Genomic DNA, 24095 nt, shown 5'->3' with positions numbered 1-24095 from the left:
ATGAAGTGAAACGAAGGCATCATTTAGCATTAAAAAAAGAACACTTCAAAGCGGTGAATCACGCTTCACAGTGGACATTGTAGTCAAAAATAATTGGGCGATTATACACAGGGAATCGAAAACATTCAGGAACAAAGACGAACTTATTTTCACTTACAACTCACGAAGTGTAAGCGCAGGCTTTCAGCGAGTTCGAAACGAATTAGGCATAGAAGATTTGAGATATCACGATTTACGAAGAGAGGGAGCAAGTCGGTTGTTTGAAAAGGGCTACTCAATTGAAGAGGTATCTCAAGTGACAGGACACCGAAATCTGAACATTTTGTGGCAGGTTTATGCTCAACTATTCCTGCATTATTTACATGAAAAAGCACAACCTTAAATATATTTTCTTTATATGTATTAGGACATTATTAGATATACAAGTTTTGTTGTAGTTTTGGTGGGATCTGGAAGGCTAATTTCAACATTTACGGGCGATAAGTTTTTAGGCCCTGTCGCACAACAATACACTTTCACGCTAGTTAACCATAAAAAATCAATAAAACTTAACAACTTAAATGCAATACCAGCTAAATAATAAGGTTATGGGTTTTGAACAAAGATCAAGGGATTTTTTTTTATGGATGCGCAAAAGTAAAGCATCATTAAAACACAGTTTTTATACAATCAAGCCGCTCGTATCACCGTCAGTAAGTAGTCACTTACAGTTTTTTTTCAATCAAACACTTATCCACAGACCACCCCATTTCTTTACCTTGAAAATAGTGGCTTGCAGCTCTATCTTGTAAACCTTGAAAGAAAAAACACAGGATATTGTGTTTTTTATTCACCGTTTAGAGAGGAGAGTTGTACAGGGAATCTGATTTATTTTAACCAGAAACGAAGAACCCCACCAAAAGGCAGGGTTCGAATTCGAAGCCAAGTCTAGAGTAACGCCAATTACTCAAAAAGTGACTACTAGATATCTAAGTCTCAATATCTGACAACGAGACTATAGAACGTGGATACAGGCTTGGCAATCAAATTAACACAACCATATAGGTGTGATTATGTTGCCCAAAAGCGTCCAAGCTTTGCTACGTAAGGTCTTCAACACTGGCTTTACTATTTTCAAATTAAGACCTAATTTTTTTGTCAAAGGTCTGATTTACTTTGTCAATACAGTCGCAGACTTGATTAAAGAATAACTTAAAGAGACAGTCGCAAGGCTGTCTCTTTTACCCATTACAATTTTCAAGCCTTGTAATTCGCTCGTCCATTTTCTCCATCATCAAGCGCAGCCACTTAACATCCGTTTTGAGTGTGAGCCCCACACCCACACCGCTAGATAAAGCACTAACAATTGCGATGATTAGTGTTTGATACTCTGCCATCACTTGAACTCATTGCGTAGGGTTTCCCATAGGCCAAATACTATTGGAGCACTTGCGCTAATAATGCCACCGAATTGAACATCGTCTGCCGATACGCTCGCGGTGACAAGTTCAGGGTGACCAGCTACCAAAGCCGCTCCCGCGCCAAGTAACGCTAAACCTTTCTTAGTCGATGACAAGCCAATGTCGATTGAGAGTATTTTATAAAAGCACCTTATTGCACATTTTTTTATAAACACATTCACCAGATCTCTAATTCAGCCTCATTAATCAGTTATGCCTTGAGTCACACTGTCATTTTGAGTTACCTTGTCTTATTCAAAGTCGTGGGTCACAATACGCTCTGTACCTGACTTTAATAGAAATCATTGGCTCCCAAAACGTAGTAACCTAGAAATAGGGTTTGAATAGGGATGTCCGATTGAATGGTGAAAAATTTGGACCACACATTAATAGAGCAAGTTGAAGGGATATGCGCATCTCGAGGCGTTAGATTAACACCTCAGAGAAAGCGAGTGTTTGAGCTCATTTTCTCTAATAAAAAAGCCTCCAGTGCTTATGAATTATTAGAGCAGTTGAAAGTCAGTGAACCGCAAGCCAAGCCTCCTACAGTTTATCGTGCTTTGGATTTCTTGTTGGAACAAGGTTTCATTCACCGAGTTGAATCAACCAATAGCTTCATATGTTGCTGTTCTTGCAATGCAAACAAACATTTCTCCCAACTACTGATCTGCGATAAATGTGGCACTGTGATAGAATTGCAAGACGATGCGCTTGTCACTCTACTCGCTAGTAACGCTGAGAAGCATGGCTTTCAATTGACCAATCATGTCATTGAATCGCATGGCATTTGCCAATCTTGCTCCTCCGAAATGAAAGAATAAGATTATAGAAGAACATTATGCGCGCTGAATTTGTAAACCCGTTTTTAGCTTCTTTGATGAATGTACTAAAAACGATGGCTTCTCTTGAATTGAAGCCACAAAAACCAAGAGTTAAGAAAGATGAGATCGCTCGTGGTGATGTATCCGGCCTAATTGGTATGGTTGGCACACAATCTCGTGGCTCAATGTCGATCACTTTTGATGAAGGTCTTGCCCTAGAAATCATGGAAAACATGTTGGGTGAACGACCAAATGGCTTGAACGAAGAAGTGACCGATATGGTGGGTGAAATCACTAATATGGTGACTGGTGGTGCAAAACGTATTCTTGCAGAAAGCGGCTTTGATTTCGACATGGCAACGCCAATCGTCGTTTCAGGCAAAGGCCACACCATTCGTCATAAGTGTGAAGGTGCTATTATCATCATGCCTTTCACATCTCAGTGGGGTAACGCCTTCATCGAGATCTGTTTCGAATAGAGACAATCGAGTAAATAAAAAATGAAAGGCTGACGTACATACGTCAGCCTTTTTTATTGCCGTAAAATCAACGGACATAAAAAACGCCAACCGAAAGGTTGGCGTTTACAGTTATTACTTGGTGTTACTCAAACAGTCTTAAGCTTTCAACGTTTTAAATGCGTTGATTAGACCGTTAGTTGAGCTGTCGTGAGATGTTACTTGAGCATCATCAGCAAGCTCAGGAAGAATTTGGTTTGCTAGTTGCTTACCAAGTTCTACACCCCATTGGTCGAAGCTGAAGATGTTCCAGATAACGCCTTGAACAAAGATCTTGTGCTCGTACATCGCGATTAGGTTACCTAAAGAGCGAGGGTTGATTTGCTTAACAAGAATAGAGTTCGTTGGACGGTTACCTTCAAATACTTTGAAAGGTACAAGCTCAGCCACTTCTTCAGCTGTTTTGCCAGCCGCTAGGAATTCAGCTTCCACTGTCTCTTTTGTCTTACCGAATGCTAGTGCTTCAGTTTGAGCAAAGAAGTTAGACATTAGCTTCTGGTGGTGATCAGATGCTGGGTTGTGGCTGATAGCAGGAGCAATAAAGTCTGATGGGATCAGCTTAGTGCCTTGGTGAATCAGTTGGTAGAAAGCGTGTTGGCCGTTAGTACCAGGTTCACCCCAGATGATAGGACCTGTTTGGTATTCTACTGGGTTGCCTTCACGGTCAACAAACTTACCGTTTGATTCCATGTTACCTTGCTGGAAGTAAGCAGCAAAACGGTGCATGTACTGATCGTAAGGTAGAATAGCTTCTGACTCAGCGCCATGGAAGTTGTTGTACCAAACACCAATAAGCGCAAGAATCACTGGAATGTTGCTTTCAAACTCAGTTGAAGCAAAGTGGTTATCCATCTCGTGTGCGCCGTCTAGTAGCTCAGCGAAGTTATCGAAGCCGATAGAAAGAGAGATAGAAAGGCCGATTGCAGACCATAGTGAGTAACGACCACCAACCCAGTCCCAGAATTCGAACATGTTGTCAGTATCGATACCAAACTCAGCAACTGATGTTGCGTTAGTTGATAGCGCTGCGAAGTGCTTAGCTACGTGTGCGTCATCACCCGCTTCAGCCAGGAACCAATCACGAGCAGAGTGTGCATTCGTCATTGTTTCTTGAGTCGTAAATGTCTTCGATGCTACTAGGAACAACGTTGTTTCTGGGTTAAGAGGCTTAAGTGTCTCAACAATGTGAGTGCCATCTACGTTAGAAACGAAGTGCATGTTCAGGCGAGTTTTGTATGGCGTAAGTGCTTCAGTCACCATGTATGGACCAAGGTCCGAACCGCCGATACCGATGTTAACTACATCAGTGATCTCTTTACCTGTGTAACCTTTCCACTCACCAGAAACGATGCGGTGCGTGAACAGTTCCATTTTCGCTAGTACTGCGTTCACTGCTGGCATTACGTCTTTGCCATCAACCATTACTGGGTTGTCGCTACGGTTACGTAGAGCAGTGTGAAGTACTGAACGACCTTCAGTCTTGTTGATTGCATCACCGCCGAACATTGCTTCGATTGCAGACTTAACTTCAGTCTCGTTCGCAAGAGCAAATAGGTGCTGCATCGTTTCAGCATCGATAAGGTTCTTAGAGTAATCCACTAAGATGTCAGAACCGAAACGAGTAGAAAAGCTCTCGAAACGCTTTGCATCTTGAGCAAACAGCTCTTTCATATCCATATCTTGAGCAGACTCAAAATGTGCAGTTAGAGCTTTCCACGCTTGTGTTTGCGTTGGGTTGATATTTTTCAACATGGTATCTATCCCGATGTTACTGTAGGTTTTATTCTAAACGTCACCTGGGTGATGAATAGAACCCCCGATTAGGCGAAAGTTTATATTTTTCTGTGATGACCAAACCGCGTCACCACTGAAAGATTCTTTGTAATTTTTTTTCACGACGTATTATGCCGCATATGAAGAGCTGTACCTTGAGATAAATCAGGATTCGATTTCCTGATACAAGAATCGGTACAGACTCTAGCTCTAACATAATTAAATGTGAGCGATACCTGATAAATTCAAGTTCAAAAGATAGCGTTAAACCACTTTTTTTCCAAATACATTATAAAGGATGGCGTATGTGGATTCAGAAGACTATACACCTAAATGCACGAAAGCGTGGATTTCATCTCATTACTGATGAAATTGAACAACAGATACACGATATCAATTCTCTATCTGTTGGTTTATTACATCTTTTTATCCAACATACCTCTGCCAGCCTCACGCTAAACGAGAACGCTGATCCTACCGTCCGTACCGATATGGAATCACACTTTAATAAGTTTGTACCTGAGCGAGCACCCTACTACAGACACACCTATGAAGGCGATGATGACATGCCAGCCCACATTAAAGCATCGACACTTGGCACCAGTGTGACAATACCTATCACTAATGGTCGTTTAGCTTTAGGAACATGGCAGGGCATTTACTTAGGTGAACATCGAGATTGTGGTGGCAGCCGTACGGTTGTTGCTACGATTCAAGGTGAATAACTTTAAGTTATCCAGCTATAAAACATTATTAAAAACATAATGATAGAAAACAAAAAAGGGTGACACAGTTATGTGCCACCCTTTAAAAACATGAGATATTCGAGTTAGTAAACCCAGATTAGAAAGGCTGGTTTATCATGACCCTAAAGGTCCCTTCATCACCACCTCGAGCTAACTCAGCACGAACAACAATACCCTCTACTTGGAAACGAACCGCGCCACCTAGGCTCCATTTCATATCCGAGTGCAGTGTTTTTATATCGTACTCATCAGCAACGCGCCCGACTTCGGCAAACGCCACCCATTGCCACCAAGGCAAATCGTAGTAGTTAATCAGTGGGATATCACCCAAAGGTTGCCAGTCAGGAATCACTCGGTACTCAGCAGAGTAATGAACCGCAGAACGTCCGTGGTAGCGACCTCCGGTATAACCTCGTAAGCGATATAAACCACCCAATCGAGCTTGTTCAGTTTCCGGTGGACGAGCACAATCTTGCCCAGAACAGTTATCCCATGTTGGTGTATCAGCGGTATAGAAATCGAGTGCCACGACTTGTTGGTCGAACAGGTCACCTAAAGGGCCTAATGCGAAGTACTGGCTATTTTGGAACGTCCACTTCAACCATAAATCATCGTTAGACCAGCTTTCTGCGCCGGTCGTGAATTCCAGGTTAGTATGAGAGCCCGTGGTTGGGTTACGTGTGCTATCACGGTTATCCCAATCCAATGCCAGACTAAAGCCTGTCGCCTCTTCAGTATTATTTAAACCTTCCAGTTCACGAGCGGTATAAAAAGGCGTGAAGATAATCGAGCTGACACCTGACTCGACGGGCGAAGCAAAGCTCACATCTTTGATTGGCTGAAAAGCCCCTAACAAGCCATGTTCTGCAACATTGCCCCAAGGTAGCAAATACTTAAATTCAAACTGATAGTTTTGCTCTAAGCCATCGGCAATGGTTTTATCATCAATAGATGAATCGTTGTCGCCTTGAGAGCCAATGTAATAAGGATTGTCGTTGAAGCGCGCTTGGTACATCTGAGTACTGAATAAAACATTCTCAGACAAAGCGTAGTTAAAAGCAGATAGAAAACCGACGTAACTGTCTTTGTCTGAATAAAGCGCCATACCAAACAGAGCGGCTTGAGGTTGCCAAACACCCTTTGCGACACCCGCAACCCCAAAGGTATTACCCAATGTTTCAGTACTAAAATAGAAAGGGACAAAGGCTGAATCTTTTTCTTCACTCAAGACAGAAGAAGAAAAGCTAACACCGAGCAATGCCATAGCTGACGTTAACCAGTGTCGAGTCGTTCGCTTGAACATCATTTAGTTTACAAGATCCATAGCTACTTCACATACTCCATCGCAACACGTGAAGTCAGCTTAGTGACTAACTCGTACGCGATAGTGCCGATATGATCTGCTACTTCTTCTGAAGGTAAGCCTTTACCCCACAGAGTCGCTTCATCGCCCACTTGATCTGCAGCATCAGGGCCAAGGTCGACCGTTAGCATGTCCATTGACACTCGTCCTGCGATCGGTACTTTTCGTCCATTAACGAACACTGGAGTGCCGTTAGGTGCCATGCGTGGATAACCATCACCGTAACCAATCGCGATCACGCCAACCTTGGTATCACGTTCACTGGTCCAGTTAGCGCCATAGCCTACGCTTTCACCCGCTTTAACATCACGAACCGCAATCAGATGTGAGGTCAGAGTCATCACAGGCTTAAAGCCAAGTTCTTGCGCTGATTTATCAGCAAAAGGCGAAACACCGTAAGAGATAATTCCCGGACGAACCCAATCAAGGTGGCTGTTAGGCCAAGCCAATAGACCCGCAGAGGCAGCAAGTGAACGCTCACCTTCACAACCGTCAGTGAGAGATAAGAAAAGCTCAGTCTGTTCAACGGTGGTTGCTCTATCAAGTTCATCAGCACAACCAAAGTGGCTCATGTAACGTAGAGGTTTGGCAACATTCGCACATTGATGCAAACGCTCAACAAAGTTTTGGTATTGCTCAGGGCGAACACCTAATCGGTGCATGCCACTGTCGACTTTAAGCCATACCACAACCGGTGTTTCCAAATCTGCATTCTCTAGCGCGCTTAATTGCTCTTCACAATGCACCACGGTTTGAATGTTATTGGTCACCAGGATGGGTAAATCACCCGAAGAGTAAAACCCTTCCAGCAACAAAATGGGTTTAACAATACCACCAGCTCGCAGCTGTAAGGCTTCTTCAATACGTGCCACACCAAAAGCATCTGAGTTTTTCGAGTGCTTAGCGATATGCAGTAAGCCGTGCCCGTAGCCATTCGCTTTCACAACCGACATAACTTTACACTGTGGAGCCTTCGACTTTATCTGGTTCAGGTTATGTTCGAGCGCGTTTAAGTCAATGCTTGCCGTCGCTGCTTTCATATAAGTCATTAACTTACTCATCATCAAATGCAGGACCTGCATAGTTATCAAATCGGGAGTGTTGACCTTGGAATGTTAAACGAACCGAACCGATAGGACCGTTACGTTGCTTACCAAGGATGATCTCAGCGATGCCTTTCAGTGAACTGTCTGGGTTATAAACCTCATCACGATAGATAAACATGATCAAATCGGCATCTTGCTCGATAGAACCTGATTCACGCAAATCCGAGTTTACTGGGCGTTTATCAGCACGTTGCTCTAGGGAACGGTTAAGCTGAGAAAGTGCCACAACCGGAACGTTCAACTCTTTCGCTAGCGCTTTTAGGGAGCGAGAAATTTCGGCGATCTCTAACGTACGGTTTTCAGACAACGAAGGTACACGCATTAATTGGAGGTAATCTATCATGATCATAGAAATACCATCATGCTCACGAGCAATACGTCGAGCACGCGAGCGTACTTCTGTTGGTGTTAAGCCCGAGCTATCATCGATATACATATTCTTCTTATCCATAAGAATACCCATACTCGATGAAATACGCGCCCAATCTTCATCATCCAATTGACCGGTACGAATCTTGGTTTGGTCGACACGAGAAAGTGACGCAAGCATACGCATCATCAGCTGTTCGGCTGGCATCTCAAGAGAGAAAATCAGAACGGGCTTATCTTGTTTCATCGCCGCGTTTTCACACAAGTTCATCGCAAACGTGGTTTTACCCATCGATGGACGCGCAGCAACAATGATTAAGTCTGAACCCTGTAGGCCTGCTGTCTTCTTGTTAAGGTCGTTAAAGCCAGTATCGACACCAGTAACACCATCTTGTGGCGATTTATATAAGATTTCGATACGTTCTAGCGTCTTCTCGAGAATGCTATCAACGTTTTGTGGGCCTTCGTTTTCACTTGCTCGGCCTTCTGCAATCGCGAAGACTTTACTTTCAGCAAGATCAACCAGCTCTTCCGATGTTCGACCTTGAGGGTCATAACCAGAATCGGCGATCTCATTCGCCACACCGATCAGGCTGCGAACCAGTGCTCGCTGTGCCACGATATCAGCATACGCATTAATGTTAGCGGCACTTGGGGTGTTTTTGGCTAAGTCAGCAAGGTAAGCAAAGCCACCTACGTCTTCTAGCTGCTCACGAAGCTCTAAATGTTCAGAGAGTGTAATCAGGTCCAGAGGAGAACTTTCTTCAAGGATATCCTTTACCGCTTCAAAGATCAGACGGTGAGGACGGCTATAAAAGTCTTTGGCCACAACCTTTTCAGCAACTGTATCCCAGCGTTCGTTATCCAATAACAAACCGCCAATAACAGATTGCTCAGCTTCTAATGAATGTGGCGGGACCTTGATGGCGTCCACCTGATCGTTGGCTGATTTCTGACTTTTGGTATCCACTATGACTACACTCAATAACTAATAATGATCGTTCATTATACCCAAGAACACTCATTTGTAATCCGTTCCTAAGCGTTTGTTTTATTCTTCAGGAAGAATTTACCTATTGCTGACGGAATTAACCAAGGGTAGCATTACGATCCTGCCATTCACTCACTGTATAACTAGAGGTATGCGTGTCCAAATTATTGGCTCTGAGCACTGGTCTTCTAAGCTCTGGTCTTCTAAGCACCAGCCTTCTGAGCTCTCCGTTGGCCTTAGCTGATGATGATGCTAAAGCCTCTGTCGATGCAATCCTCGACTCTATAGTAGTTTCAGAACCTACTGTTGAGCCGATCGTCGTTGCACCGACACCTGAAAAAGATATGGATATCGCACCAAGTGATACGAGTGACACAGAACTGCCGAACCCACTCAAGACGGAAGTCGAATTTGGGTATCAGTCGCATACTGGTAATTCTGATTCACGATCGCTAAATGCCCGCCTAAACGGTGAGTATACGGCTGGCCGTCATAGAACCAGTGGCGAATGGAAATACTACAACCTCTACAAAGACGGTGAAGAAGATAAAAGACAATCGACTTACTCGGCTCAGAGTGACTACAAGTTAAGCCCTAAAACCTACCTTTACGGCAGCTTCAAAGGTGTCGATTCTCGATACAGTGCTTACTTTAAAGACTACACAATCTCTAGTGGTTTGGGTTATCAGTTCTCGAACACTGAAGAGTTTGTGTTGGAAGTCGAAGTCGGACCGGGTTTTCGTTACCAAGAACCTAATCTCGATGAATTGGACGACGATGACATCATCTTCCCAGAGATTGTTGAAGAGGCGATTTTCCGTGGCAATGTGAATACATCATGGCAGGTGTTGAAGAATTTGCAGCTCAAGGCTGATGTGACGTTAGTATCTGGCCACAGTAACCTGAAATTTGATACAGAATTAGAAGCGATCAACGATATTACTGACAATATCGCACTGAAGATTGCCCACTCTCGTCAATACCACGATAAAGTGCCTGATGGATTAAGCAAAGAAGACTCAGTGCTGTCGATTAACCTGCTCTTTCAGTTCTAGTCTCCAGAGCTATTCTAATCTCAAGAGCAGTTCTAGTCTCAAGAACTATTCTAATCTCAAGAGCAATTCTAGTCTTAAGGCCACCTCTAACCTTGAGAACAGACTGTTCAGCAATAAGGGCTTTTGGATCACTGTAAGCTTTTTACTTACCATAACCCCTTCGCTATATTTTCCTATATTTCAGACATAAAAAAACACCAGCCGAAGCTGGTGTTTAAAACTTTCAAAAGAAAGAATTCGTCTTGGTACTGAAATTACTCAGCTGCAACGATAGCGATTTTCGCAGTAGCAAAAACTTCAGAGTGAAGTTGGATGCTTACTTCGAATTCGCCGATGTTACGTAGAGCGCCTTCAGGTAGGCGTACTTCGCTCTTAACTACTGCAACACCAGCTGCTGTAATAGCATCTGCGATGTCACGAGTACCGATAGAACCGAATAGTTTGCCTTCGTCACCAGCTTTAGAAGCGATTGTAACGCCTTCTAGAGTGTTAACTGTCTCTGCGCGAGCTTCTGCAGCAGCTAGTTGCTCAGCAACTTTAGCTTCTAGTTCAGCACGGCGAGTTTCGAACATAGCAACGTTGTCTTTAGTTGCCATAACTACTTTACCCTGTGGGATAAGGAAGTTACGAGCGTAACCAGATTTAACGTTTACTTGGTCGCCAAGGCCACCTAGGTTACCGATTTTATCAAGTAGAATAACTTGCATTATCTTAGTCCTCTTAAACTATTGTTAACTATTACCGATTACTGATGCTTGTCAGTGTACGGTAGTAGAGCTAGGTAACGAGAACGCTTGATAGCGCGAGCTAGCTGACGTTGGTATTTAGCACTTGTACCAGTGATACGGCTAGGTACAATTTTACCAGCTTCAGTGATGTAGTTTTTTAGAGTTGCTACGTCTTTGTAGTCAATCTCTTGTACGCCTTCTGCAGTAAAACGGCAGAATTTACGACGACGGAAGAAACGAGCCATGGGCTATCTCCTGATCTAAATTTAATAATGCGGTATTAACACAGGCTTATAAATAAGCGTAAGCAAATGCTTGTAGTGAAAATACCTAAACGAGTTGAATAAAATTTAATGACCTAAAAGGCCAAAAAAGAATTACTCAGCAGCAGCTTCTGGCTTAGCTTCTTCTTCACGACGTGGTGCACGTTCTTCACGGTCATCACGACGAGGAGCACGCTCTGCACGCTCTTCTTTTTGCTTAAGCATGATAGATTGCTCAGTCACAGCGCCTTTAGTGCGCATGATCATGTTACGTAGAACTGCATCGTTAAAACGGAAAGCAGTTTCTAGCTCGTCCATCACTTCTTGGCCAGCTTCAACGTTCATAAGAACGTAGTGAGCTTTGTGAAGTTTGTTGATTGGGTAAGCCATTTGACGGCGGCCCCAGTCTTCTAGACGGTGGATAGTACCGCCAGCTTCAGTGATTGAACCAGTGTAACGCTCGATCATGCCAGCAACTTGCTCGCTTTGATCAGGGTGAACCATGAATACGATTTCATAATGACGCATTTGGTTGCTCCTTACGGATTATTAGCTTCCACGAAAGGCTCGGTCGTCCAAGGGAAGCAAGGAACTAAAGAAAAATGACCGAGTTTTAAGGACGGCAAATATTATAGAAAGAACCCGGTATTGGCAAGCGGTATTTGGCTAATAATGAAACAGTTTTTCTTTCGCCATCTAGCCATCTGACAAACCAAACGATTCCGTCATAACAGCCTAAAAAGAAACGCCCACCAGCAAGTGGTGAGCGCTAATAAATTCATGGACTTAGAGTCGTTTTGCCTTTTGATTAAGCTTAACGCTATTGAGCTAGGCGCTGACGTACCGCTTCGAACAGACAGATGCCTGATGCTACCGAAACGTTGAGGCTCGACACGCTGCCTGACATTGGAATCTTAATTAGGTCATCACAGGTTTCACGCGTTAAACGACGCATACCGTCACCTTCTGCACCCATAACTACCGCAAGAGGACCCGTTAGCTTCGCTTGGTAGATGTCATGCGTCGCTTCACCTGCGGTACCCACGAACCATACACCTTGCTCTTGTAGAGCGCGCATTGTACGGGCTAGGTTGGTTACGCGCACTAGAGGAACGGTTTCAGCCGCACCACACGCTACCTTGCTTACGGTTGCCGTTAGCGGCGAAGAGCGATCTTTAGGTACGATAACAGCCGCCACACCAGCAGCATCCGCGTTACGTAGACAAGCACCTAGGTTATGAGGGTCTGTTACGCCATCTAGAACCAACAGCAGAGGCTGTTCGTGCTGCGCTAGGATATCGTCTAGGTGAGTTTCATTAAGCTGCTTAGCAGGCTTCACCTTAGCAATAAGACCTTGGTGATTTGCACCCTGTGCTTTTTCATCAAGCGGCTTACGGCCCATTTGTTGAATCGACACACCAAATTGCTGCAGTTGATTCAGTAATGGAAGAAGACGATCGTCTTGACGACCTTTAAGCACGTACGCTTCAATAAAGCGTGCTGGATCTTTTTCTAGTACGGCTTTCACCGCGTGAATACCGTAAATAAATTCGTTACTCATTGTCTCTGGTTACTCTTATTGCTCAGAGATGAATGACATCAAACCCGATGCACCCACCCCTGTGTTGTTTATTTCGAGAGTATGCGTCTTGCGCCTGATACTCTCGCATTTAAATTCGTTAGACGTTAAGCCTTGCTGTCATTGTAAAACAATAGCTTAAGACTTATCAGCCTTTGGCTTACGACTTGCAGTACGCTTTTTCTTAGCTCGCGCCTTCGCAGCACCGGTTTTATTCGCTGACTTCTTCTTAGCTGAACTTTCAGAGCTACCGTCTGGTCGCTTAGTGGGTTCAACTAAAGGCGTCGCAGGTACACCCGGCTTATTACTCTTCACCGCTGAACGCTTTTTGCTTTTCGCCTTTTTCATCGCTTCAGCCGCACGCTTCTTGGCTGTTTTACCTTTACCACGAGGCTGACGATCGGTGTCTTCTAAATCAAAGTCGATTTGGCGAGTTTCTAGATTAACCGCAGAAACCTTCACTTTAACCGAATCACCTAAGCGGTAGATGTTACCTGAGCTTTCACCGACTAAACGCTGACCAACAGCATCAAATTGGTAGTAATCATTCGCTAGCGCTGAGATATGTACCAAGCCATCAATGTGCAGTTCAGTGAGACGAACAAAGAAACCGAAGCCAGTCACGTTAGCAATTACGCCATCCATCACTTCGCCGACATGGTCTTGCATGTACTCACACTTAAGCCAGTCGTTCACTTCACGCGTAGCATCATCAGCACGACGCTCAGTCATTGAACACTGCTCGCCGTAGAAGTCCATATCATCGAAAGTGTAGTGGTAACCACCGGTTGGCGTCCAACGCTCACTCTGACGGCCTTCTTCTTTCGCAATAAGGTACTTAATCGCGCGGTGCAATAGCAAATCTGGGTAACGACGAATTGGCGAGGTAAAGTGAGCATAGCGTTTAAGAGCTAAACCAAAGTGACCTGCGTTGTCCGCGTTGTATACCGCTTGCTTCATCGAGCGCAGTAGCATGGTTTGGATTAACTCACGATCTTCACGCTCATTAATCTGTTGCATCAGTTGTGCATAGTCTACTGGTGATGGCGACAGGCCACCTTCCAGCGTTAAACCTAGCTCACTAAGGAAGCTCTTAAAGCCAGTTAAGCGCTCTTCTCCCGGAGTATCGTGAACACGGTACAGTGCAGGTTCTTTCGCTTTTTCTACGTAAGACGCCGATGCGATATTCGCAAGAATCATACACTCTTCGATGATCTTGTGTGCATCGTTACGGATGACTGGTTCAATACGGTCAATCTTACGATCCGCATTGAAGATAAACTTAGTTTCTACCGTTTCAAACTCAATCGCACCACGTTCATCACGCGTTTTCTTAAGTACCTTGTACATCTTATGAAGCTCTTCAAGATGTGGTACTTCAGGCTCGTAACGCTCACGAAGTTCTTCATTGCCATCTAAGATAGCGCCAACTTTGTTGTAAGTCAGACGGGCATGAGAGTTCATTACCGCTTCGTAGTGCTTGTAACCCGACAGTTTACCTTTGTCTGAGATAGTCATCTCACACACCATACATAAACGGTCGACTTGAGGGTTCAATGAACATAAACCATTAGAAAGGACTTCTGGCAGCATTGGCACAACTTGTGACGGGAAGTATACCGAGTTACCACGGTTAATCGCTTCTTTGTCTAGCGCGGTATCTGGGCGAACGTAGTAACTTACGTCAGCAATCGCTACCCACAGGCGCCAGCCTCCGCCTTTCTTCGCTTCACAGTAAACCGCATCATCGAAGTCACGCGCATCTTCACCATCAATGGTAACCAATGGTAGTTTGCGTAGATCAACACGTCCTTCTTTTGCTTCTTCAGGAACATGCTCACCGAGGTTTACGATTTGCTTATCTACCGCTTCAGGCCACTCTTGTGGGATCTGGTGAGTACGGATCGCGATCTGCGTTTCCATACCCGGAGCCATGTTTTCACCAAGAACTTCGGTCACTTTACCCATCATGTTACGAGAACGACCACCACGATCCGTAATTTCAATCACAACCACATTACCCATTCGAGCACCGCCTTTATGCTCGGTAGGGATCTGGATGTCGTGACTAATACGAGAATCATCAGCAACCACGTAAGAATGACCGTATTCTAGGAAGAAGCGGCCAACAAGTGGGGTTTTGCGCTCTTCAAGAACACGAACCAAACGACCTTCACGACGACCACGTTTACTGTTGTCAGTAGGCTGAGCCAGTACGTAATCACCGTGCATGATGGTTTTCATCTGGTGATGCGGCAACACGATATCATTGTCTTTACCCACACTGCCGTCTGGGCGAACCCAACCATGACCGTCTTTATGACCAATCACATAGCCTTTAATCAATTCCATCTTCTCAGGCAATGCGTAGCACTGACGACGGGTAAAGATAAGCTGTCCATCACGTTCCATTGCACGTAAACGACGACGCAGCCCTTCATATTGTTCCTCTCCAGCAAGACCCAAAGCTTCGAATAGATCGTTACGGTTCATTGGGATATTCGCGTCTGTTAGAAACGAAATAATGAACTCTCGGCTTGGTACTGGGTTTTCGTAATTTTTCGACTCTCGGTCGGCAAAAGGATCAACAGTGGTTGTCGCTGTCGTGTTTTCTGACATTGGTGTGTTTTTTGACATAGGCGGGCCTGCTTAAGCAAGGAATGTATATACCCCTAGTATATCTGATGCTAGGGGTAAGCTACAGATATGCTTTGGAAAAGCCTAAAATAACCTAAGATTGATACATATCTTCACTTTGTGAAACATCGCTTCATAGAGGCGGACTATCATCAAAATTTCAAGCAAACGATAAAACAAACGTTTGCGCCATGAATGAAATACACTATTATCCTGACACTTTACCAACTCCTGTTCTGAGTATTGATATGAAACTAAAACGCACCCTATTGGCTTCAGCAATGGCAAGCCTCGCTCTATTTCCATTTGCGAGTTCAGCAATGGAAAAAGCTGACTTGATGATTACCGATGCGATGGTTCTAACCATGAACCAAGACAAAACGGTTTATGAGAGCGGTACTGTTGTCGTAAAAGACAACAAAATCATTGCCGTTGGTGATGCTTCACTAGAGAAGCAGTACCAAGCGAAACAAGTGTTAGACGTGGATGGCGATATCGTGATGCCGGGTCTCATCAATACTCATACTCACGTATCGATGACGGTTTTCCGCTCGCTGGCCGATGATGTGCCTGACCGTCTTCACCGTTATATCTTCCCTCTAGAGAAGAAACTGGTATCGCGAGACATGGTGCGTATTGGCGCTAACCTTGGTAATGTCGAAATGGTTAAAGGCGGTGTCACGACTTACGCCGACATGTACTACTTCGAAGATGAAGTTGCGAAAACCGTCGATAAGATCGGTATGCGAGCCATTCTTGGTGAAACCGTTATTAAGTTCCCAGTCGCTGATGCGGCTAATGCTGAAGAAGGCATCCAATACGCGCTGAATTTCATTGAAGAGTACAAAGACCACCCGCGTATCACACCCGCGTTTGCACCACACGCGCCTTACACCAACACCACAGAGATACTGCAGAAGATCTCTAAGCTCTCTCTAGAGCTCGATGTACCAGTAATGATTCACCTTGCAGAATCACACCGTGAAGAAGAGAAAATCGCCGAGCGTTCAGATGGACTATCACCGGTTCAATACATGGACAGCATTGGCGCACTCAACAAAAACTTGGTGGGTGCACACATGATCCTCGTTGACGATCATGATATCGAGCTGGTGAAAAAATCGGATATGGGTGTGGCTCACAACATGAGTGCCAACATCAAGTCAGCAAAAGGCGTATCTCCTGCGCTTAAGATGTACGACGAAAACGTTCGTATTGGTTTAGGTACTGATGGCCCAATGTCTGGTAACACACTGAGCACCATTGATGAATTCAACCAAGTCGCTAAAGTTCACAAGCTGGTGAATAAAGATCGTGCCGCAATGCCGCCGATCAAAGTGATCGACATGGCAACAATGGGCGCAGCAAAAGCGCTACACATGGAAGATAAGATCGGTTCTCTTGAAGCCGGTAAACTCGCTGACATCATAGTGATCGATACGAAAGCGCCAAACATGGTTCCGGTCTACAACCCATACTCGGCATTAGTTTACTCAGCTAACTCGGGTAACGTTCGCCACACCATCGTTGACGGTAAGATCATCATGCAAGACCGCGACATGCTAACAGTCGATGAAGATAAAATTCGCCAAGAAGCACTCGATTTCACCAAAGTCGTTCGTAAGACGGTGATTGAATCTGGTGAAGTTGTTCAATAACGACTAAAACTAAATCACTGCGCTTTCTGTTTAATCTAAAAATCGGTTAAACAAAAAAGCAGTTCAGATCAAAAAAGGCCTCATAGGTATTTACCTACGAGGCCTTTTTATATCGATATCTTTCTATATCAAGATAGATGGCTAACGAGTGCAGTCGTTCACCATCAACCTTAATTAATATTCGTAATTACCAGAACACGTCTCGACGTTTTGCTCGAGCGATAATGTTGTCCGGCATTCTCTGTTCCAGACCGCTACGAAGCACGGTGATGCGTTTGTGTTGCCTATCATCCGCAGTCACCGAGTTGTATAACCAGCGGTAAGCATCTTCATAATCTAACGGGCTACCGTAATCACGCAGCAAGAGTTCCGCTAAGTGAATGCTTGCACTTAGATTACCCATAGAGGCCGCTTCACGTAAATACGGAATCGCGCGCTCTTTGTCCTGTTGAACCAAGGTTCCACGAGAATAATAACGACCTAGCTGCTCTAGTGCAGCCGGTAAACCTTGATGCGCCGCGTTTTCCATATAGTAAATGCCAAGCTCGACATCTTGTGGAACACACACGCCCCAAGCCAACATATCACCGTATAAAAACTCATAAGAAGGCAAGCTAATACGCGTCGCACGAGCAACGATATCTTCAACTAACTGGCACTTATCAGCTTTCACTCGCTCTAGATGTTGATTATTCTCGATTAAATTAATCAATTCAGCTTCTGTATATATTGGAACGGGCTCTCCCACGTCAGTCAAACTTGCATGACTCAAGGGTGAGCTCAGCGCCATTATCAATGAAGCTGCTACAATTCGTAGCTTCATACCTGCACTCTATTATCTGTCGCTAAAGTTATCTATTGAGGGCCGCAGAGGATTTCTACACGCACAAAACAGGGTGAACTTCACTTTCCATGATATCTGTATCGGCAATAACCCTGACGGCTTTAGACAAAACTTGCCGCTAATGGGCAATATTTTGCCTGATGACGCTTAAAAGATCACCATCAAAGAGTGCGTGGCTAAATTGCAGGTATTAAAAAGCCGACTTAATAAAGTCGGCTTTTATAAAACTATTTCATTATCAGAGCACTTTAATTAACAAAGCACTTTAATTAACAAAGCACTTTAATTACCACAGCACGGTTAGTGCCTGGTAATCACTCAGCGGGCATTATGCGCCGTATGGGTGAACCTTGATGATAGTTTCGTTACGATCTGGGCCAGTTGATACGATATCAATTGGAACGCCAGTTAGGTCTTCGATACGCTTGATGTAATCTAGAGCAGCTTGTGGAAGCGCGTCGATAGATTTAGCACCAAATGTGTTTTCAGACCAACCAGGCATTGTTTCGTAGATTGGCGTTGCTTCTTCGAATGACTCAGCAGCCATTGGAGAAACTTCTAGGATAGAACCATCTTTCATCTTGTAACCAGTACAGATTTTCAGTTCTTCTAGGCCATCTAGAACGTCTAGTTTAGTTAGACAGATACCAGATAGAGAGTTGATTTGGATTGCACGACGCATAGCAACAGCATCGAACCAACCAGTGCGGCGTAGACGACCAGTCGTTGCGCCAAACTCGTGACCAACATCGCCTAGGTGCTTACCAACTGGGTCTTGTTTTTCAAGGCCATCGTATAGCTCAGTTGGGAATGGACCTGAACCAACACGAGTACAGTAAGCCTTAGTAATACCAAGGATGTAACCGATGTGACGAGGACCAAAACCAGAACCTGCAGCAACACCACCAGCAGTCGTGTTAGAAGACGTTACGTATGGGTAAGTACCGTGGTCGATATCTAGTAGCGTACCTTGAGCACCTTCGAACATGATCTTGTCGCCGCGCTTACGTGCTGCGTCTAGTTCGTCAGTTACGTCGATAACCATCGCAGTTAACATGTCTGCGTAGCTCATCGCTTGCTCAAGAACTTCTTCGTAGCTTACTGTTTCAGCTTTGTAGAAGTGCTCTAGTTGGAAGTTGTGGAATTCCATAACTTCTTTTAGCTTCTCAGCAAATGCTTCTTTATCGAAAAGGTCGCCAACGCGTAGACCGCGACGAGCAACTTTATCTTCGTAAGCAGGACCGATACCACGACCCGTTGTACCGATAGCTTTAGCGCCACGAGCGATTTCACGCGCGTTGTCGATTGCAATGTGGTACGGAAGAATTAGAGGACAAGCTTCAGAGATGAAAAGACGCTCACGTACTGGGATACCGCGATCTTCAAGAGGTTTCATTTCTTTAAGAAGTGCGTCAGGCGATAATACTACACCGTTGCCAATAACACATTTAACGTTATTGCGTAGGATACCTGATGGAATTAAGTGAAGAACGGTTTTCTCACCGTCAATTACAAGTGTGTGACCTGCATTGTGACCGCCTTGGTAGCGAACCACGTATTTTGCATCTTCAGTTAAAAGGTCAACGATTTTACCTTTACCTTCATCACCCCATTGGGTGCCTAGAACGACTACGTTATTTCCCATCTTTCCAATTTCTGTTGCTAATTAAAAATGGATTCTAGCACCGAATCACATTTCTTGCAGTCATTTTTTGTTCATAATTGTTAAAGCTAACGACAAGCAAATTTGCAATGACACCGCGAAGATCCGTAAAGATGCTGATATTATTATCTTTTTACAGGCAAAAGGCAGCAACATGTCTAATTCTATCTGGCTCGCAATCGGGCTTGTTCTTATCGTTGAAGGGCTGGGGCCCTTGATTGCACCCAATGGCTGGAGAAACATGGTTGCTCAATTAAGCCAACAGCCAGACACGCAACTGCGTCGAATTGGCGGTTGCCTTGTGGTTGCCGGCGTCGTTATCGCTTTCATGACCTACCGCTAGGCTCTCTCAAAGCACGGCTCTGTCGCTCGATTTCCCTCGAGGACGCAATGGCCAATATTCAGTCTTTAGTCTTTAGTCTTTAGTCTTTAGTCTTTAGTCTTTAGTCTTTAGTCTTTAGTCTTTAGTCTTCAAAGAATAGAAAACAAAAAGGCTCCCATAATGGGAGCCTTTTAAGTTTTAACGTATTTTGCTTATTGAGCTAAGCATCCGCTAACGCATCAGCTTATTTTGCTGGAGCGCCGCTCGCTTGATTCATGTATTGGAAGAAGTCAGTCTTCGGATCCAGTACTAGAATGTCGCTCTTATCGCTAAATGATGTCTCATAAGCTTGCAATGAACGCATGAAGCCATAGAACTCAGGATCTTTACTGTACACATCAGAGTAGATCTTCGCTGCTTCTGCATCTGCATCACCACGAGTGATTCGAGCTGTACGGTCAGCTTCTGCAAGAACTGTTGCTACTTCTAGCTCAGCTTGAGCACGGATAACTTCTGCTTTCTCACGACCTTGAGAACGGTGTCTACGAGCAACCGATTCACGTTCTGCACGCATACGGCGGTAGATAGATTCACTGATTTCGTCAGGAAGGTTAATCTTCTTCATTCGGAAATCAACAACTTCAACACCTAAATCAGCCATCGCACTTTCTGACGTTCCAGACAAAACGTTTTCCATGATCTTGTCGCGTTCGCCATCAACTTCTAGAGCTTCTGCAGCCGCTACCGTTGTAACAACTTCGCTATCAGCAGAGTCTGGCAGGATGTCCTTATTACGAGGGCCTGACACGATCTGCTTAATTTCACGAGCACCAATTTCAGAACGAAGAACATCTGTCACTTTACGCTCAAGAAGTGCTTCTGCCGTCATGATATTGCCGCCGCCGGTACTCAGATAAAAACGTCCAAAATCAGCAATACGCCATTTTGCGTAGGTATCAATTAGAACGTCTTTTTTCTCTGATGTTACGAAACGGTCAGAACGACCATCCATCGTTTGAATACGAGCATCAAGTACTTTTACGCGATCAAACAGTGGCAGTTTAAAATGCAAGCCTGGTTCATAGATTCGTGATACGCCGTTGTCATCGAGAACTCGACCAAAACGAATTACCATGCCACGTTCGCCTTCTTGAATCACAAATAGTGACATCAATAGAAGGGCAATCGTCACAACTAATACAGGGATCATTAATTTACGCATTATTAGTATCTCCCTTGACGTGAACTGTCTGAACGAGTTTGAGTGCTAGACTTTGGATCAGCTTGAGTTTCTAACTCAATTTGATCGTAAGTTGATGATGCTTTTGCAGGGCGAGTGCCCGACTGAGAACCACCTTGTGCGCCTAGCTTATCAATTGGTAGGTATAGCAAGTTACCGCTTGATTCAGAATCAATCAGGACTTTCGATGTGCTTGAGTACACTTTTTCCATTGTATCAAGGTACATACGGTTACGTGTTACTTCAGGAGCAGCTTGGTATTCAGGTAAAAGCTTCTCGAACTGAGCAACCTGACCCAAAGCACCATTAACAATACGCTCAGAGTAACCGACCGCTTCTTTCTTCAAACGCTCAGCTCGACCTGTTGCTTTTGGAAGAATGTCATTTCGGTAAGCTTCAGCTTCACGTTCAAAACGCTCTTCATCCTCACGAGCCGCGATAGCATCATCAAATGCATCTTTCACTTGCTCAGGTGGACGTGCTGACTGGAAGTTCACGTCAACAATCAGAATACCCATGTCGTAGCTATCAATAATACGGTTCAACGTTTCTTGAGTGCTCTGACGAATCTGCTGACGACCACTTGTTAGGATACTATCCATTAGTGAGTCACCAATTACCGCACGAAGCGCAGAATCAGTTGCCTGGCGTAAGCTATCATCCGCATCCGTTACACGATACAAGTACTTGTACGGGTCAGAAACACGGTATTGAACGCCCATTTCAACCGTCACAACGTTTTCATCTTTCGTTAGCATGGTGCCAGAAGCACGTAGAGAACGAATAGCTTGAACGTTAACCAGTTGCTCATCTTTAATTTCATCGATGAAGCGTGGGTGCCAGTTAAGACCCGGTTCTTCGATACGGTCGAATTGACCCAGTCGAAGTACAACGGCTCTTTCTGCTTCGCCAACGGTGTAGAAACCAGCGAAGAACCAGATAGCAATCGCAATGACAGCAATGACACCAAAGCCAATCGCACCGCCACCACCAATAGATGGCCCGTTACCGTTGCCACCTTTTTTACCAAACTTGCCACCTAACTTTTGACTTAGTTTACTAAACACTTCGTCTAAGTCTGGCGGTCCTTGATCTCGGCCGCCGCGATTATTGTTCTTACCCCAAGGGTCATTATCGCGGCCGTTATTATCGCCGTTGTTATTATTTCCAGGCTCATTCCACGCCATTAGAAAGCTCCATCATTTGATATGACGTTATACTGTAGCAGTCTCTTTGGTAACGATAAAGTCACCTAAGAGCGCCCCTTCTCTTTTTTCAAGTTTAGACCAATCTATTTGTTGCATTCGGATATCTATCAACAAGTTACCATTTTCATCATACTCTTCCTGTTGAATACATTTCATCTCGAAGAATAAGCTGCGAATACGGCCTTGATGTTGATGTGGAATACACAACCGGAATTGAACCATTTGACTCGCTAAACGCTCAGTTAAAGCCTCAAACAGCAGTTCAATCCCTTCTCCTTCCATTGCAGAAACCCAAACAGCGCGTGGTGCGCCCTCTTCGTCTCTTTCAATTCGAGGTTTTTGGTCTTCCATGCAGTCAATTTTGTTCATGACTACAAGGGTTGGCACTTCATGAGCATCGATTTCTTCTAATACTTCATGAACAGCCTGAATGTTCTCACGAAAGCGGTCATCACTGGCATCAACAACATGTAACAAAATGTCAGCTTCCTGCGTCTCTTGTAACGTAGCCTTGAACGCAGCGACCAAGTCGTGTGGTAGATGACGGATAAAACCTACGGTATCTGCGAGAATTGCAGGCCCGACATCTGCCAATTCAATCTTACGTAGTGTTGGGTCTAGAGTTGCAAACAGTTGGTCTGCCGCATAAACACCTGCACTAGTGATTTGATTGAAAAGTGTTGATTTCCCTGCGTTGGTATAACCAACCAAAGAAATTGTTGGGATTTCAGCTCGATTACGAGCACGTCGTCCTTGTTCACGCTGCTTAGCCACTTTCGCTAAACGACGTAATATCGCTTTTATACGGTCACGCAACAAACGTCGATCGGTTTCCAGTTGAGTTTCACCTGGACCACGAAGACCAATACCACCTTTTTGCCTTTCAAGGTGAGTCCAACCACGAATCAATCGGGTAGAGATATGACGAAGCTGAGCGAGCTCAACTTGTAGCTTACCTTCATGAGTTCGCGCACGTTGTGCAAAGATATCTAAGATTAAACCCGTGCGATCAATCACACGACATTTACACAATTGCTCGAGGTTTCGCTCTTGGGCAGGAGAGAGAGAGTGGTTAAAAATCACAATTTCAGCACCGGTCAGCTGAACGGCTTGAGCGATTTCTAGGGCTTTACCTTCTCCAACGTAGTATTTAGGGAGTGGGGATTGTCGGCTACCAGTAATCACTTGTAGCGTTTCTACCCCCGCTGAGGAGACCAGCATTTCACATTCGCTTAGGTCTTCCCATTCTCCCTCTTGCGTGAAGTTGATATGAACAAGTACGGCTCGCTCGCCGGATTCATAACGGTCAAACAAGCAACCAACTCCTTATTACAGCGTAAGCTGTATCAATTGAACGATTAATCTTCAGTCTTCTCTGGACGATCAGATGGCGCACGCTGTTGCTCGCCGCTGTGGTGACTAACTGCACGAGCAGGAACCACAGTAGAAATCGCATGCTTGTAAACCATTTGGTTTACTGTGTTCTTCAATAAGATCACGAATTGATCGAAAGACTCGATCTGACCTTGCAGCTTGATGCCGTTAACAAGATAGATAGAGACTGGAATGCGCTCACGACGGAGTGCATTTAGGAATGGGTCTTGTAGCGATTGCCCCTTAGCCATTTTATTTTCCTTATTTATATTTTGTTGTAATTATTTAGCTAGTGGTGCACAAAAAGGTGCGGCCTTTGCATCTGAGCTAAACGAATAAAAAAACTCCGTTGTTATTGAAAGGCTGTGATTTTTAAAAGCCTCAATAACTGATCCTTT

General features: G+C 44.5%; 23 protein-coding genes. 7 read left to right on the top strand and 16 right to left on the bottom strand.

Features of this window, described 5'->3' with window-relative positions; translation table 11 throughout:
• Positions 1 to 70 precede the first annotated feature (70 nt).
• On the top strand, positions 71 to 382 hold the full coding sequence (locus AC3CH4_RS01385; protein ID WP_488543197.1) for a tyrosine-type recombinase/integrase: 312 nt from the start codon (positions 71 to 73) through the stop codon (positions 380 to 382).
• Positions 383 to 1375: 993 nt separating this feature from the next.
• Here AC3CH4_RS01385 and AC3CH4_RS01380 read toward each other — a convergent pair.
• On the bottom strand, positions 1376 to 1555 hold the full coding sequence (locus tag AC3CH4_RS01380) for a hypothetical protein (protein ID WP_488543196.1): 180 nt from the start codon (positions 1553 to 1555) through the stop codon (positions 1376 to 1378).
• A 246-nt stretch (positions 1556 to 1801) separates the two neighbouring features.
• Between AC3CH4_RS01380 and zur the strand changes: the two genes are divergently transcribed.
• Both zur and AC3CH4_RS01370 read left to right on the top strand, forming a co-directional pair.
• Complete coding sequence (gene zur / locus AC3CH4_RS01375; protein WP_017078243.1) at positions 1802 to 2260, top strand: zinc uptake transcriptional repressor Zur; 459 nt, start codon at positions 1802 to 1804, stop codon at positions 2258 to 2260.
• Positions 2261 to 2277: 17 nt separating this feature from the next.
• A complete protein-coding gene (locus AC3CH4_RS01370; RefSeq protein ID WP_004735847.1) occupies positions 2278 to 2739 on the top strand; it encodes a chemotaxis protein CheX in 462 nt (153 codons plus the stop codon).
• Positions 2740 to 2877: 138 nt separating this feature from the next.
• Here AC3CH4_RS01370 and pgi read toward each other — a convergent pair whose 3' ends face one another.
• On the bottom strand, positions 2878 to 4530 hold the full coding sequence (pgi, locus tag AC3CH4_RS01365; RefSeq protein ID WP_488543195.1) for a glucose-6-phosphate isomerase: 1653 nt from the start codon (positions 4528 to 4530) through the stop codon (positions 2878 to 2880).
• 326 nt (positions 4531 to 4856) lie between these two features.
• Here pgi and AC3CH4_RS01360 point away from each other — a divergent pair, with 326 nt between their 5' ends.
• Positions 4857 to 5276, top strand: a complete 420-nt coding sequence (locus AC3CH4_RS01360) for a secondary thiamine-phosphate synthase enzyme YjbQ (protein WP_065205749.1) — start codon at positions 4857 to 4859, stop codon at positions 5274 to 5276.
• Between the two features lie 118 nt (positions 5277 to 5394).
• On the opposite strand, the gene AC3CH4_RS01355 is transcribed toward AC3CH4_RS01360, so the two are convergent.
• The 3 genes from AC3CH4_RS01355 to AC3CH4_RS01345 are packed head-to-tail and all read right to left on the bottom strand — an operon-like array spanning position 5395 to position 9105.
• Positions 5395 to 6600, bottom strand: a complete 1206-nt coding sequence (locus tag AC3CH4_RS01355) for a BamA/TamA family outer membrane protein (RefSeq protein ID WP_029224181.1) — start codon at positions 6598 to 6600, stop codon at positions 5395 to 5397.
• A gap of 23 nt (positions 6601 to 6623) precedes the next feature.
• A complete protein-coding gene (gene alr / locus AC3CH4_RS01350; RefSeq protein ID WP_017078240.1) occupies positions 6624 to 7709 on the bottom strand; it encodes an alanine racemase in 1086 nt (361 codons plus the stop codon).
• A 4-nt stretch (positions 7710 to 7713) separates the two neighbouring features.
• Positions 7714 to 9105 (bottom strand): replicative DNA helicase, encoded by a 1392-nt coding sequence (locus tag AC3CH4_RS01345; protein WP_171309440.1) that lies wholly within the window; start codon positions 9103 to 9105, stop codon positions 7714 to 7716.
• A gap of 176 nt (positions 9106 to 9281) precedes the next feature.
• On the opposite strand from AC3CH4_RS01345, the gene AC3CH4_RS01340 reads away from it, so the two are divergent.
• A complete protein-coding gene (locus AC3CH4_RS01340) occupies positions 9282 to 10181 on the top strand; it encodes a DUF481 domain-containing protein (RefSeq protein ID WP_065205751.1) in 900 nt (299 codons plus the stop codon).
• Positions 10182 to 10435: 254 nt separating this feature from the next.
• Here the strand turns inward: AC3CH4_RS01340 and rplI are convergent, their stop codons facing one another.
• From rplI to rnr, 5 genes are all read right to left on the bottom strand, one after another.
• Positions 10436 to 10888 carry a 50S ribosomal protein L9 gene (gene rplI, locus AC3CH4_RS01335; RefSeq protein ID WP_004735854.1) on the bottom strand — a complete coding sequence of 151 codons (453 nt, stop codon included), beginning with the start codon at positions 10886 to 10888 and terminating at the stop codon, positions 10436 to 10438.
• Positions 10889 to 10926: 38 nt separating this feature from the next.
• Complete coding sequence (gene rpsR / locus AC3CH4_RS01330; RefSeq protein WP_000090472.1) at positions 10927 to 11154, bottom strand: 30S ribosomal protein S18; 228 nt, start codon at positions 11152 to 11154, stop codon at positions 10927 to 10929.
• Positions 11155 to 11286: 132 nt separating this feature from the next.
• On the bottom strand, positions 11287 to 11700 hold the full coding sequence (gene rpsF / locus AC3CH4_RS01325) for a 30S ribosomal protein S6 (RefSeq protein ID WP_004735855.1): 414 nt from the start codon (positions 11698 to 11700) through the stop codon (positions 11287 to 11289).
• 292 nt (positions 11701 to 11992) lie between these two features.
• On the bottom strand, positions 11993 to 12733 hold the full coding sequence (gene rlmB / locus AC3CH4_RS01320) for a 23S rRNA (guanosine(2251)-2'-O)-methyltransferase RlmB (protein WP_004735856.1): 741 nt from the start codon (positions 12731 to 12733) through the stop codon (positions 11993 to 11995).
• A 156-nt stretch (positions 12734 to 12889) separates the two neighbouring features.
• Positions 12890 to 15388, bottom strand: a complete 2499-nt coding sequence (gene rnr / locus AC3CH4_RS01315) for a ribonuclease R (protein ID WP_017078239.1) — start codon at positions 15386 to 15388, stop codon at positions 12890 to 12892.
• Between the two features lie 248 nt (positions 15389 to 15636).
• On the opposite strand from rnr, the gene AC3CH4_RS01310 reads away from it, so the two are divergent.
• The gene (locus AC3CH4_RS01310) at positions 15637 to 17046 is read left to right on the top strand and encodes an amidohydrolase (protein ID WP_029224282.1); all 1410 of its coding nucleotides are present in this window, start codon (positions 15637 to 15639) and stop codon (positions 17044 to 17046) included.
• Positions 17047 to 17233: 187 nt separating this feature from the next.
• Here AC3CH4_RS01310 and motX read toward each other — a convergent pair whose 3' ends face one another.
• Together motX and AC3CH4_RS01300 are read right to left on the bottom strand one after the other, a co-directional pair.
• Entirely contained in the window at positions 17234 to 17869 is a 636-nt protein-coding gene (gene motX / locus AC3CH4_RS01305; RefSeq protein WP_171313366.1) for a flagellar protein MotX, read from the bottom strand.
• A 349-nt stretch (positions 17870 to 18218) separates the two neighbouring features.
• Positions 18219 to 19535 carry an adenylosuccinate synthase gene (locus AC3CH4_RS01300; protein WP_017078237.1) on the bottom strand — a complete coding sequence of 439 codons (1317 nt, stop codon included), beginning with the start codon at positions 19533 to 19535 and terminating at the stop codon, positions 18219 to 18221.
• Positions 19536 to 19707: 172 nt separating this feature from the next.
• Here AC3CH4_RS01300 and AC3CH4_RS01295 point away from each other — a divergent pair, with 172 nt between their 5' ends.
• On the top strand, positions 19708 to 19896 hold the full coding sequence (locus tag AC3CH4_RS01295; RefSeq protein WP_026012244.1) for a DUF2065 domain-containing protein: 189 nt from the start codon (positions 19708 to 19710) through the stop codon (positions 19894 to 19896).
• Positions 19897 to 20119: 223 nt separating this feature from the next.
• Here the strand turns inward: AC3CH4_RS01295 and hflC are convergent, their stop codons facing one another.
• From hflC to hfq, 4 genes are read right to left on the bottom strand one after another with little or no spacing between them, the layout of a single operon-like run.
• Positions 20120 to 21097 carry a protease modulator HflC gene (gene hflC / locus AC3CH4_RS01290; RefSeq protein WP_054548394.1) on the bottom strand — a complete coding sequence of 326 codons (978 nt, stop codon included), beginning with the start codon at positions 21095 to 21097 and terminating at the stop codon, positions 20120 to 20122.
• A 2-nt stretch (positions 21098 to 21099) separates the two neighbouring features.
• Positions 21100 to 22302 (bottom strand): FtsH protease activity modulator HflK, encoded by a 1203-nt coding sequence (hflK, locus tag AC3CH4_RS01285; protein WP_017078236.1) that lies wholly within the window; start codon positions 22300 to 22302, stop codon positions 21100 to 21102.
• Between the two features lie 27 nt (positions 22303 to 22329).
• The gene (hflX, locus tag AC3CH4_RS01280; RefSeq protein ID WP_004735864.1) at positions 22330 to 23637 is read right to left on the bottom strand and encodes a ribosome rescue GTPase HflX; all 1308 of its coding nucleotides are present in this window, start codon (positions 23635 to 23637) and stop codon (positions 22330 to 22332) included.
• A 44-nt stretch (positions 23638 to 23681) separates the two neighbouring features.
• A complete protein-coding gene (gene hfq / locus AC3CH4_RS01275) occupies positions 23682 to 23948 on the bottom strand; it encodes an RNA chaperone Hfq (RefSeq protein WP_004735866.1) in 267 nt (88 codons plus the stop codon).
• Positions 23949 to 24095: the final 147 nt, after the last annotated feature.

The sequence above is a fragment of the Vibrio sp. QJM3NY_26 genome (assembly GCF_057786005.1).
The sequence above is the reverse complement of the archived record's forward strand: the minus strand, read 5'-3'. Positions and strand labels throughout refer to the sequence as shown.

Coding starts and splice junctions, on each gene's coding strand:
- rpsF (WP_004735855.1), bottom strand. CDS start 11,700: ATGCGTCATTATGAAATCGTATTCATGGTTCACCCTGATCAAAGCGAG.
- zur (WP_017078243.1), top strand. CDS start 1,802: ATGGTGAAAAATTTGGACCACACATTAATAGAGCAAGTTGAAGGGATA.
- rlmB (WP_004735856.1), bottom strand. CDS start 12,733: ATGAGTAACGAATTTATTTACGGTATTCACGCGGTGAAAGCCGTACTA.
- rnr (WP_017078239.1), bottom strand. CDS start 15,388: ATGTCAAAAAACACACCAATGTCAGAAAACACGACAGCGACAACCACT.
- AC3CH4_RS01310 (WP_029224282.1), top strand. CDS start 15,637: ATGAAACTAAAACGCACCCTATTGGCTTCAGCAATGGCAAGCCTCGCT.
- pgi (WP_488543195.1), bottom strand. CDS start 4,530: ATGTTGAAAAATATCAACCCAACGCAAACACAAGCGTGGAAAGCTCTA.
- AC3CH4_RS01355 (WP_029224181.1), bottom strand. CDS start 6,600: ATGTTCAAGCGAACGACTCGACACTGGTTAACGTCAGCTATGGCATTG.
- rplI (WP_004735854.1), bottom strand. CDS start 10,888: ATGCAAGTTATTCTACTTGATAAAATCGGTAACCTAGGTGGCCTTGGC.
- AC3CH4_RS01360 (WP_065205749.1), top strand. CDS start 4,857: ATGTGGATTCAGAAGACTATACACCTAAATGCACGAAAGCGTGGATTT.
- AC3CH4_RS01300 (WP_017078237.1), bottom strand. CDS start 19,535: ATGGGAAATAACGTAGTCGTTCTAGGCACCCAATGGGGTGATGAAGGT.
- AC3CH4_RS01295 (WP_026012244.1), top strand. CDS start 19,708: ATGTCTAATTCTATCTGGCTCGCAATCGGGCTTGTTCTTATCGTTGAA.
- AC3CH4_RS01370 (WP_004735847.1), top strand. CDS start 2,278: ATGCGCGCTGAATTTGTAAACCCGTTTTTAGCTTCTTTGATGAATGTA.
- rpsR (WP_000090472.1), bottom strand. CDS start 11,154: ATGGCTCGTTTCTTCCGTCGTCGTAAATTCTGCCGTTTTACTGCAGAA.
- hfq (WP_004735866.1), bottom strand. CDS start 23,948: ATGGCTAAGGGGCAATCGCTACAAGACCCATTCCTAAATGCACTCCGT.
- motX (WP_171313366.1), bottom strand. CDS start 17,869: ATGAAGCTACGAATTGTAGCAGCTTCATTGATAATGGCGCTGAGCTCA.
- alr (WP_017078240.1), bottom strand. CDS start 7,709: ATGACTTATATGAAAGCAGCGACGGCAAGCATTGACTTAAACGCGCTC.
- hflK (WP_017078236.1), bottom strand. CDS start 22,302: ATGGCGTGGAATGAGCCTGGAAATAATAACAACGGCGATAATAACGGC.
- hflC (WP_054548394.1), bottom strand. CDS start 21,097: ATGCGTAAATTAATGATCCCTGTATTAGTTGTGACGATTGCCCTTCTA.